Here is a 10,080-nt window from a genome sequence, read left to right on the forward strand (position 1 = left end):
CTCGGCGAACGTGAGCCTCTCCATCGGCATTGTCGGTTTGCCCAACGTCGGCAAGTCCACGCTGTTCAACGCGTTGACCAAGACCGGCAACGCCCTAGCCGCGAACTACCCGTTCGCCACCATCGAGCCCAATGTGGGCATCGTGGGCGTGCCCGACGACCGGCTGCCCAAGCTGGCCGAGATCTTCTCCTCGGCGAAGGTGCTGCCCGCCAAGGTGGAGTTCGTCGACATCGCCGGCCTGGTCAAGGGCGCCTCGGAGGGGCAGGGGCGGGGCAACCAGTTCCTCGCCAACATCCGTGACACCGACGCGATCTGCCAGGTGATCCGGGTCTTCACCGACCCCGACGTCACGCACGTCGACGGCGAGATCTCTCCCAAGCGCGACATCGAGACCATCAACACCGAGTTGATCATGGCCGACCTGCAGACCGTCGAGAAGGCCGTGCCGCGCCTGCAGAAGGAGGCGCGCCACAACAAGGACAAGAAGGCCGCCCTGGAGGCCGCGGAGGCCGCTCTGGCCGTGCTCGAGACCGGCAAGACCATCTTCGAGAGCGGCCTCGACCGTGAGGAGCTGCGTGAGCTCCACCTGCTGACGGCCAAGCCGTTCCTCTACGTGTTCAACCTCGACGCCGACGAGCTGATCGACTCCGCGCTCAGGGAGCAGCTGTCCACCCTGGTCGCCCCGGCCGAGGCGGTCTTCCTCGACGCCAAGATCGAGTCGGAGCTGGTCGAGCTCGACGACGAGGAGGCGCTGGAGCTGCTGCAGTCGGTGGGCCAGGAGGAGTCCGGCCTGTCGCAGCTGGCGAGAGTGGGCTTCGAGACGCTCGGCCTGCAGACCTACCTGACGGCCGGGCCCAAGGAGACCAGGGCCTGGACGATCCGTAAGGGCGCCACCGCGCCCGAGGCCGCCGGCGTGATCCACACCGACTTCCAGCGCGGCTTCATCAAGGCCGAGGTCGTCTCGTTCGACGATCTGGTCGAGGCGGGCTCCATCGCCAGCGCTCGCTCGGTGGGCAAGGCCCGCATCGAGGGCAAGGACTACGTCATGCGTGACGGAGACGTCGTGGAGTTCCGCTTCAACGTCTAATACGTGTGGCGAAAGTCCGTCTGACCTGTGGCGGAGTGGGTTGGGCGGCCTTTGCGGTCGGCGCAGGGTCCGCAGCGTGCTGACTTCGGTCAGCGCGCGGGTTTAGGGGTTATGCTGCTTCGGTGAGCTGGAACACCAGCAGGTAGGCAGCCAGCGCGCGCAGGTTCGGCCCGTACGACGACGGCGCGCCCGCCACCGTCCGCGGCAGGTCCGCGCCGGTGAGGTGGCCGCACCCGCCACATCGGCAGCGATGCGCCCGGTGCTCGGTCACCGTCACGGTGACCAGGGGAATGTCACGCACCTGACGGCGCGAATAGCCGACACTCTCCTCGGCCGACAGCGGTTTCCCGCATCCGCTGCACGCGGCCGGGATGTGGTCTTCCACCTCACTCGTGCAGGAGCATCCGCAGCTCCGCTCCACGGCCAGAAGCGCACGGGAGTGGCTGGTCGCGCGCGGAGTCGGTTCCTGAGTCCGGTCGCTCGCCACTGAGAGGGGCCCGCGCGGCGGTCAGCCGATTCACTGTTGGTTGATACGACCCGAGTGCTATCATGGCTGATATCGGCTGAGGAGGTGGTTCTGATGTCATCCATCGTCGTCCGCGGGCTCGAGGAGTCCGTAAAGAAGCAGCTCGCCGTTCAGGCGAAGGAGCATGGCCGCTCCATGGAAGCCGAGGTCCGCGACATCCTAACGAAGGCCGCGCGCCGGCCCCACATCGGCCTGGCGCTCATGCGGGCCGCGCAGGAGGCTGGCGGGATCGACGATCTCGTTATCCCTGAGCGCAGCGACGTCGCGCGAGCGGTGGACTTCGAGTGATCGTCCTCGACACGAACGTCATCTCGGAGATCTTCCGACCGAAGCCCGATGCCCGCGTCGTGGCATGGCTGGAGTCTCTCGCCGGCGATGTGGCCATCACCTCCGTCACGCTCGCCGAGCTTCTGGCCGGCGTGCGCCGTCTCCCAGACAGCAAGCGCAGGTCGGCGCTAAGCGCGACGATTGAATTCGCGCTGCAGCCCTACCGGGAGACCAGAGCAGTGCTGTCGTTCGACGAAGAGGCGGCAGCGCACTACGCCGACGTCCTCGTTGTGCGCGAACAGGCCGGACTGCCCATCAGCACGGCAGACGCCCAGATCGCTGCGATCTGCCGGTCCCACAAGGCCGCGTGCGCGACCCGCAACATCAAGGACTTCGTGCAGACGGGAATCGAACTGCTCGACCCATGGACAGACTGAGCTGGCTCCCTCGCTGCGCCCGACGCTGGCACGCTCCTTGGCTGAAAATTCCAGAGTCGCGTTCCGGTTCAACCTTTGATGGGTTTGCCGCCTGACATGCGGAAACATTAATTTGCGCTGGTTTTTGAAGGTGTTTTGTAGCGTTTCATGTCCTCCCACGGAACGTGGTGGAGTTCCGCTTCAACGTGTAGCGGGTGACGCACCACCATGTCGCTTATCCGGCAAATATGGTGGTCAGAAGGAGTCCGACTCTCCGGGGTTGGGCCTCTGGTTTCTTCCCGTGCTGAGATGCCTGACCTTTATGACTCGTGACCTGAACGACAACTGGCGGGGCTGCTCTACTGACATCGATGTTAGTAACCTGTGTGGAGGTCGGCCTGGCAGCTCTTCGCCGGCACCGCGCCGTGCTCACTGACGAACCCGTTCCAGTCGTGGCTGTCTCGCGCAGCGGAGTCGACTGTCCGGGGCTCGATGCCGCCTACGGCCCTGGCGAATTGCTGACCGCTTGGCCGCTGTGAGCGGCGGATCGCCACCCTGGCCGACCGCCGTGACGGCCTTCCCCTGGTCGATCTGCTCACCCTCTATGGCAGCTGAGCTCCAGAGTGGCCGGTCTTCGGACGTGCCTGCTCTGGGGAGGGATGGGGGGCGCGTACCAGGTGAAGGCCGACTCTGCCTCGCGCATCCGCTCCTCCAAGCCCTCTGGAGTGTCGTCTTCGACGATCAACGGCCTCGGTGCCGGCCAGGCCGCTATGGCGTAGAAACGGCGGTTGCCGAGACTGTAGAGCACGCTCCAGCCGGGCCATGCCTGACCGAGTAGTTCGGCCTCGGCGCGGGCCGGGCCATCCCACAGGCGGCGGTACGCCTTCGTGTGAGCCTGGCCCTTACGGTGGCGGCCGGGGGCGCGGGCAGGGCGTCGCCGGATCATGAGATCACCCGCTCGGCGATCTCTTCCTGCCGGGCGACCTCGACCTTCAGCGCGTCGAAGGTGTCGGCGTCCACAGTGGGTTCCGCCCCTGCGCGCAACGCGTCCGGAGGGAACGCCTCGCGGCGGACGGCCCAGAAGCGGCCCCTGTCGCTGAGGATCAGCCGCCAACCGGGAATCGTCGGTTCTGGCGTAGCGGTCTTAGCATCGTCCATGGATCGCAACTCCTTTGCGATCAAGGAACCCCGTATGGCCTGCCCGCCTGCGGGGTTCCGCTTTACGTAGCGCTGACTGGTGCCATAGTTGAAGCGACTCAGCGTGTTGGACAAGACACGTAGCGTTGCTCCGAGGTCGGTGCAACGCGTGCAACGGATCGCGAGGCAGACGTGATCAGACAATCGACATCGACCGTTTCGACGACCTGGCAGGAGTTCGGCCGTGCTCTGCGGACATGGCGCGAACGGAACGAACTGAGCCTGCGTGACCTTGCCGGGCGGATTCGATGGGACTACTCATTGATCGCCAAGTGGGAGCAGGGGAAGAACCGCCCGCCCGCCGAGGCGATCACGGCCCTTGACGCCGAACTCGGCGCCGGGGGCGAACTGGTGACCCAGGCGCTTCGTGCGGCCATGGCCGAGACCGATCGGCTACGAAGGGGTACCGTCCAAGCAAACGCCTCAACGCGGGATGAGGGTGAGGATGTGGAGCGCAGACGACTGATGCGGAATGCGGCTGCCGTCGCCGCTGTAGGTGCGCTGGCTCCCGTGCTGACCTCGCTGACCGATGCGCTGGCCATCACGCGACGGCCGCTGCCGGGCGCGAGCGTGTCACGCGGGATGATCGACGACTGGGAAGATGCCGCCGATGTCCACGAGCAGCGAGCGCGCTTCGATCCGCCCGCCGTCGTTCTCGCCGCGCTCGCGGTCGACTACACCGACATGGCCCCTCATCTGGGCCGCGCTCAACCCGATGCCGTACAACGTGACCTCTCCCATGCCGCCGCGCGTCACGCGGCCCTGATCGGTGGCAAGTGGTTCGACCTGGGTAACCGCCGCGAGGCGCAGCGCTGGTGGGCACAAGCCCGGCAGTTGAGCGAACGGTCCGGTGATGACCTCCTGGCGTCGTGGCTGAGAGGCTGGGAGGCGGGCTACCGGCTATATGATCAGGGTGAGGATCTCGACAGTGTGCTTCTCGTGGCGGGGGAAGCACGTCGTCTCGCGGGAGATGCCCCAAGCGCGCCACTCGTGGCCGCTCTCGCAACCGAGGCTATGATCCTTTCGATGGTCGGGCGCCACGCTGAGGCGATCACCGCGCTACGCCGCACTGAGGAGACATACGAGCGGCTGCCTTCCTCGGGAGGCTCAGATCAAGGCCGTACGCTGTGGTACGACCGAACGCTCATCTACACTCTCGCGGGGGACGCCAAGCGCGCCGAGGATGCCCGCCATACGGCCGAGAGCCTCTATCCGGCGGGGCATCGCACAGCGACCCTGCTCGCGCTCTATGGCGCCGCGCTCCACGCCCGCACCGATCCCGCCGAGGGCACGCGTCGGGGGTTGCGACTCCTCGACGCAATACCCCCTGAGCGACGCGATACCCGAGTGATCTCAGCGGCCCATCTGATCATCGACGCCTTGCCGGAGAAGGCCCGCGCTCTGTCTTCGGCACGGGAACTGCGCGCCCTGGCGGTGAGTGGCCGGTCGGCCTGAGCCGGACACACGACGACGCCCCGCTGGTCGATGGCCGGCCGGGGGTGGACGAACCGCGGCCGGGAGTTCTGCGTCAACGGCTGATTCTTGGATAAGTGAGTTGTCAACCACTTTGGGCCCCTACGCGTCGAATCGTCACAGCGTTTACGCTGACTCGGGAGGGCCCTCATGATCCGTCGCATCATCCGGAAACGACGTCCCGCACCTTCACTGGCGGGCATCAGCCTCGAAGAGGAGCTCGCACTGTTGCGGGTCGAGCTCATGTACGGTCTGCGCGTCAATCGCGAGGCGTACTTGCGCAGGAAAGTGGACGAGCGCGAAGAGCTCGCCATGCGGGTGCGCGGGCAGGACGCCGCCGCCATGCTCGAAGGCCTGCGTGGTTCGCTGGAGCGGTCGGTGGCGCCCACGGTGGTCGATCTGCGTAGCAGGAGACGGCGCGACTTGGGACAGGACCCAGAGCCTGCCTGAGGGCGCGCCACGCACCAGGCCGCAGGCCCCTTGGCGGGCATGCGGCCGTTCGCGTGTTATACCAATTCCGCAGGTCAAAGAGAGTCCATGGCTGGTTTGGACAGGAATCCATGGCCGCAGGGCTATGCCATTACCGGCCTCTGGCCTGGTCAAATGCCCATTTGGCAGGGGAAGTGACAAGAGTTGGCACTCCAGCGTGGCATACACAACCTGGTTTGCCCATGGACGGCGATGCCTGCAGCATGGGCGTGGCTTTCCTGGAACAATGGCGGAGACCGGTAAGGTGACTGCTTCACCGCGGATGATGGGGATCGGCAACGGACGACACCGCGCCAGCCCGGGGGATCGGCGCGAGCGGAGGCGTGATGGCTCGTAGGTCAACCGTCCAGCAGGGTCCTCGGATCCCTGGCGACCCCGAGCTTTCGGCTCGCCATGACATGGCAGACTTCGACGTGTCGCCTGCTCGCAGGCCGCGCCGTGGCGGCTGGTCTGGCGCCGGCGGGAGATGGCTGGTGTGGACCGGCCGAATCGTTCTTTGGGCGCTTATCATAGTTATCGTGGTTAATGGGGTCCGTGCCCCATTTGAGAGGTTTACTCAGAGTGGCGCGGCGGCTCCGAATGAGGCGCCCGTGGCCAATCACGGATTCCCGGCCGACCGCGGCATGGCGTTCGCGGCCCAGTTCGCCGGCGTCTATCTGAATTTCACTCCCGCCGACGCGCAGAGCAGGGCGGGCAAGCTGGCCGCGTTCCTGGCGGACGGCATGGATCAGCAGATGGGCTGGGACGGCAATGGCAAGCTGGCCGCCGTCGCGATCCAGCCCTACGACATCGAGGCCACCAGCGCCAGCGACGCGATCGTCACCGTGGCCTTCCAGTCGGGCTCCCGCCGGATGATGCTGTCGGTCCCGATCTACTACTCGGCCGACGACGGCGGCAGCTTCGTCGTCTCCGGCCGGCCCGCCATACTGCCCGCGCCCGGCCGGGCGGATCTGCCCCAGCTCGCCAAGCCCGAGAACGACGACGCCGTCGCCGCCGAGCTCAAGCCGCAGCTGGAGGACTTCTTCAAGAACTACGGCTCAGGCGACACGACGGGATTGCAGCGCTATGTCGCCCCGGGCAAGAGCATCGCGAGTTTCGGCGGCGCCTTCACCTTCGCCGAGCTCAAGGACATCGTGGTGCCTGTGGGGGGCGCCACTCGAGAGATCCAGGTGGTCGTGGTGTGGAGCGTGCCGAGCGGCGCGACGCCGTCGGCCGAACCGGACGCCGCCGACGCCAACGCGGTCGGCGCCCGCCTGGAGCAGGCATATCGCCTCACCGTCGAGAAGCAGGGCGACAAATGGTACGTCGACGACATCCGCGGTGCCGGTCGGGCCGTTGGGTAGACGCACGAACGCCCTGTTGATCGGTACCCCCGGGAGGACAAGAAGTGATCTTGAAAACGATAGTGCTCAACCTGATCGAAATGACGCCAACGCCCGCCCCCACCGGCATCGACTCCGAGGGGCTCGCCAACTTCCTGCGGGCCTTCTTCGCCCCGCTCTTCCTTGTCGTCGTCTCCGTGGTCGCGCTCTTCTTCCTCTTCACGCGCGAGATCACGAGGTTCGTGCAGTTCCTCATCCTGGCCATCGCCATCGGCGTGATCTTCTACGTGCCCAACATCATTGAGGTGACGGCGAAGGCGATCGCGGGAGCACTGGGCATCAAGTAAAGGGTTGAGACCGCTCAAGGGCGGTCATTGTACGAGCGGGTGGAGAGGAGGACCGCGTGGACCTGCCCACGTATACCAATATTTGGCGAATTGAGAAGCGGCTCTACAAGCTGTACGACCTACGGCTGCCGATGCCCCTCCCGATCGTGTGGATCGGCGTGTTCGTCGGCGTGCTGGCTCCATGGTCCCTGCTCCTCATGCTCCTGCACATCCCTTTCGCCGCACCATGGCATGTGCTTTACCTGGTGCCACCGGGTGTCGTCACCTGGCTGTCCACCCGCCCGGTGATCGAGAGCAAGCGTTTGACCGAGCTCCTGCAGTCGCAGCTGCGCTACGTGGGCGAGCCGCGGGCCTGGTGCCGGATGGCGCCGACCTCCGAGCCCGAGACGGTCACCTTCGCGGGACGCGTCTGGCGGGTCACGCCCAAGCGGGTCAAGGCGCCGCGCAAGGCCCGCCAGCCCCAGCGCAAGCGCCGCGCCGAGCTGGAGCTCGCCACCCAGACCAGGCGGTCTGTCGGCGCCGAGCCGGTTACCGGCCCGCGCCAGGTCCGCCCCGCGGTCGCGGCCGCCGCCGCGGCGGCCGCCCAGGCTCCGGTCGCCGAGCCCAGGCCCGCCCGTCCCGGCTGGGGTTCGGTCACGCGCCGCGGCACCGCGCCCGCCCTGGGCGCCGAGCTCGCGGTCCAGCCGCCGGCACTTCAGCCTGAGCCCTCCGTACGCCCGGACAAGACACTCGCGATGGGCTCACGGCCGGCCCAGGCGGGGTCGTCGGCGGACAAGACATCGGGTGTGGGGCCGAGAGCGGGCAGGACCGCTGGGAGTGGCTCACGGCCTACGGAGCGGCCGCTGATCGCCGTACAGGGGGACGAGGGCGGCGAAGACGTCGTCCTGGCGGCCGGGAAGCCGGTCGACAGCGGCGGCGACGATGGCGCCCGGGTCGCTGGGAAACCGGTCGACAGGAGTGGAGAAGACGTCGCCCCTACGGCCGGAAAGCCGATCGACACGGAGGCGCTGCGGCGACTGCGCAGGTTGGCGGCGAGCGCCGACACGACGGTGTCCAGCGAGTCGACCCGCGCTGAGACGACTCGGGCTGAGACGACCCGCGCCAGGGCGGTCCCGTCTGTGGCGGTGAGCGCCGACACGACGGCGTCCACCGAGGCGGCCCGCACTGAGGCGGCCCGCACTGAGGCGGCTCCCTCCGACGTGACCCGCGTTGGGGCGGCCCCCTCTGACGCGACCCCCTCTGACGTGATCCACTCCGAAGACGTGACCCGCGCTGAGGCGCCGCACAGCGAAGCCGCCTCTCGTGAGGCGATGGCCGGTGGAGCGGCGGAGGCGGGCGGGTCCTCGGGGATGGGCCGGAGTGAGGGATCGCGATCGGCCGACGGCGCCGGTCGCGAGGACGAGCGCGCGACCGGGCCCGAGGAGGTGCGCGCTGCCGGTCCCGAGGAGGTGCGTGCGGCCGGGGTGGACGAGGTGGCACGTGACCAGCACAGGAAGGGGAAGCCGCCCAGGCAGAGCCCGCCGCTCGTGTTCCCGGATGTGCAACGGCTCTGGCCGCCGCTCAGCCCCGACAGCAAGCCGGTGCGGTTCATCCGGCCGGTGACGCGCGACGACGAGGCCCAGAGGGCCGGGACGGCTCCCGTGGGACGCGACGAGCCCGCGACCACCGCGTCCCTCCAAGGGCCCGAGACCACCGCGTCGGTTCACGAGATCGGCCCCGCCAAGAGTGAGCGGGCCCGTCAGGAGCACGGCCCGGCGAAGGGCGAGCGAGGCCGTCAAGGGACCGGCCCCGTGAAGGGCGAGCGAGCCGCGTCGGCAAGCGACCGCGACAGCGGGACGTATGCGGACGAGGCAGCGGTCAGCAGGGCGTACGCGGACGAGGCGGTGGGCATCGGGCCGTTCGAAAGCGAGCAGAGCGAGCAGAGCGGGCAGAGCGGGCAGGCCGTGCGGCCGCCCGCGGCCAGGCAGATCACCCAGGGGCCCACGCCGGGCGAGCGGGTGCGGCGGGTCGAGTCCGTGGTCGGCCGCGACTCCGGTGGCTGGCGGCGGATCGCGCAGGTGGTCGTCGGCGGCGGCAGCGTGCGGACCGACGGATCGGAGATCGACGAGGCCCGGACGAGGGCGGTGTTCAGCGGCAGTCGCCGGGTCGTGGTGCTCGGCTGCACCGGTGGCGCCGGGCAGAGCACGACCGCGCTGATGCTGGGGCACACCTTCGCCCAATATCGCGACGACCGGGTCGTGGCCATCGACGCCAACATCGGTGGCAATACCCTGACCAGCAGGATCGACCCGGAGACCCCCGAGACGCTGGCCTCGCTGCTGGCGGGGCTGGAGCGGGTCAGCGGTTACCTGACCATGCGGGGCTACACCACCCGCACCGGGTCGGGCCTCGAGGTGATCGGCGCCGACACCGACGCGGAGGCCGAGCAGCGGCTGTCCGACCGGACGCTGTTCTCCGACCACCGGCTGGGCCAGGCCATGCACCTGCTCGACCGGCACTACAAGCTGGCCGTCATGGACCCGGCCGCCGCGCTCGCGGCTCGCGTGCTCCCGTACGCCGACCAGCTGGTCCTGGTGGTCCCCGCGAGTGAGGAGGCGCCCGAGGCGGTGGCGATGACGTACGAGTGGCTCGACGGGCACGGCTGCGCGGACCTGCGCAGGCGGGCGGTCATGGTGGTCAACGGCGTGAGCAGGCGTTCGATGGCCGATGTCGAGCAGGCGGAGTCGGTGGCCAGCGGCAGGTGCCGGGCCATCGTCAGGGTCCCCTGGGAGGACGACCTGGCGCCGGGCGGCGACGGGGTGGTCGATCCTGGGCAGTTGCGCCCGGCTGGGCGGCGGGCGTACCTCGCCCTCGCCGGGGTCGTGGTCGCGGGCTTTGCGGCACAGACGGTCCGTCCGAGCGAAGAGGAGTTGGCGAGTGACCCCCCGGGCACGAGAATCGGTGAGCGATAAGTGAA

Annotated in this window: 11 protein-coding genes; 8 read left to right on the plus strand and 3 right to left on the minus strand. The window is 68.3% G+C overall.

The window, feature by feature from the left end; translation table 11 throughout:
- Positions 1-10 precede the first annotated feature (10 nt).
- Complete coding sequence (ychF, locus tag AB0B64_RS21685) at positions 11-1,087, plus strand: redox-regulated ATPase YchF (protein WP_357944103.1); 1,077 nt, start codon at positions 11-13, stop codon at positions 1,085-1,087.
- A gap of 109 nt (positions 1,088-1,196) precedes the next feature.
- Here the strand turns inward: ychF and AB0B64_RS21690 are convergent, their stop codons facing one another.
- The gene (locus AB0B64_RS21690) at positions 1,197-1,472 is read right to left on the minus strand and encodes an IS66 family transposase zinc-finger binding domain-containing protein (RefSeq protein WP_357944105.1); all 276 of its coding nucleotides are present in this window, start codon (positions 1,470-1,472) and stop codon (positions 1,197-1,199) included.
- Between the two features lie 195 nt (positions 1,473-1,667).
- Here AB0B64_RS21690 and AB0B64_RS21695 point away from each other — a divergent pair, with 195 nt between their 5' ends.
- Entirely contained in the window at positions 1,668-1,901 is a 234-nt protein-coding gene (locus AB0B64_RS21695) for a toxin-antitoxin system (RefSeq protein ID WP_357944107.1), read from the plus strand.
- Entirely contained in the window at positions 1,898-2,317 is a 420-nt protein-coding gene (locus tag AB0B64_RS21700; RefSeq protein WP_357944108.1) for a type II toxin-antitoxin system VapC family toxin, read from the plus strand. Before AB0B64_RS21695 ends, AB0B64_RS21700 begins: the two co-directional genes overlap by 4 nt.
- Positions 2,318-2,891: 574 nt before the next feature.
- Here AB0B64_RS21700 and AB0B64_RS21705 read toward each other — a convergent pair.
- Together AB0B64_RS21705 and AB0B64_RS21710 are read right to left on the minus strand one after the other, a co-directional pair.
- Complete coding sequence (locus AB0B64_RS21705; protein WP_358179263.1) at positions 2,892-3,242, minus strand: hypothetical protein; 351 nt, start codon at positions 3,240-3,242, stop codon at positions 2,892-2,894.
- Positions 3,239-3,454, minus strand: a complete 216-nt coding sequence (locus AB0B64_RS21710) for a hypothetical protein (RefSeq protein WP_357944112.1) — start codon at positions 3,452-3,454, stop codon at positions 3,239-3,241. Before AB0B64_RS21710 ends, AB0B64_RS21705 begins: the two co-directional genes overlap by 4 nt.
- 171 nt (positions 3,455-3,625) lie before the next feature.
- On the opposite strand from AB0B64_RS21710, the gene AB0B64_RS21715 reads away from it, so the two are divergent.
- The 5 genes from AB0B64_RS21715 to AB0B64_RS21735 all read left to right on the plus strand — a co-directional run bounded on the left by AB0B64_RS21715 (position 3,626) and on the right by AB0B64_RS21735 (position 10,075).
- A complete protein-coding gene (locus AB0B64_RS21715) occupies positions 3,626-4,948 on the plus strand; it encodes a helix-turn-helix transcriptional regulator (RefSeq protein ID WP_357944114.1) in 1,323 nt (440 codons plus the stop codon).
- A gap of 168 nt (positions 4,949-5,116) precedes the next feature.
- Positions 5,117-5,416: a hypothetical protein gene (locus AB0B64_RS21720; RefSeq protein ID WP_357944116.1), complete on the plus strand. Its 300-nt coding sequence runs from the start codon at positions 5,117-5,119 to the stop codon at positions 5,414-5,416.
- A gap of 629 nt (positions 5,417-6,045) precedes the next feature.
- Positions 6,046-6,798 (plus strand): conjugal transfer protein, encoded by a 753-nt coding sequence (locus tag AB0B64_RS21725; protein WP_358179265.1) that lies wholly within the window; start codon positions 6,046-6,048, stop codon positions 6,796-6,798.
- 80 nt (positions 6,799-6,878) lie between these two features.
- The gene (locus tag AB0B64_RS21730) at positions 6,879-7,124 is read left to right on the plus strand and encodes a hypothetical protein (RefSeq protein ID WP_357652102.1); all 246 of its coding nucleotides are present in this window, start codon (positions 6,879-6,881) and stop codon (positions 7,122-7,124) included.
- A gap of 56 nt (positions 7,125-7,180) precedes the next feature.
- Complete coding sequence (locus AB0B64_RS21735; protein ID WP_358179267.1) at positions 7,181-10,075, plus strand: TcpE family conjugal transfer membrane protein; 2,895 nt, start codon at positions 7,181-7,183, stop codon at positions 10,073-10,075.
- Positions 10,076-10,080 lie beyond the last annotated feature (5 nt).

The organism is Nonomuraea sp. NPDC049129 (assembly GCF_040648495.1).
In the GTDB taxonomy this organism is placed as follows: domain Bacteria; phylum Actinomycetota; class Actinomycetes; order Streptosporangiales; family Streptosporangiaceae; genus Nonomuraea.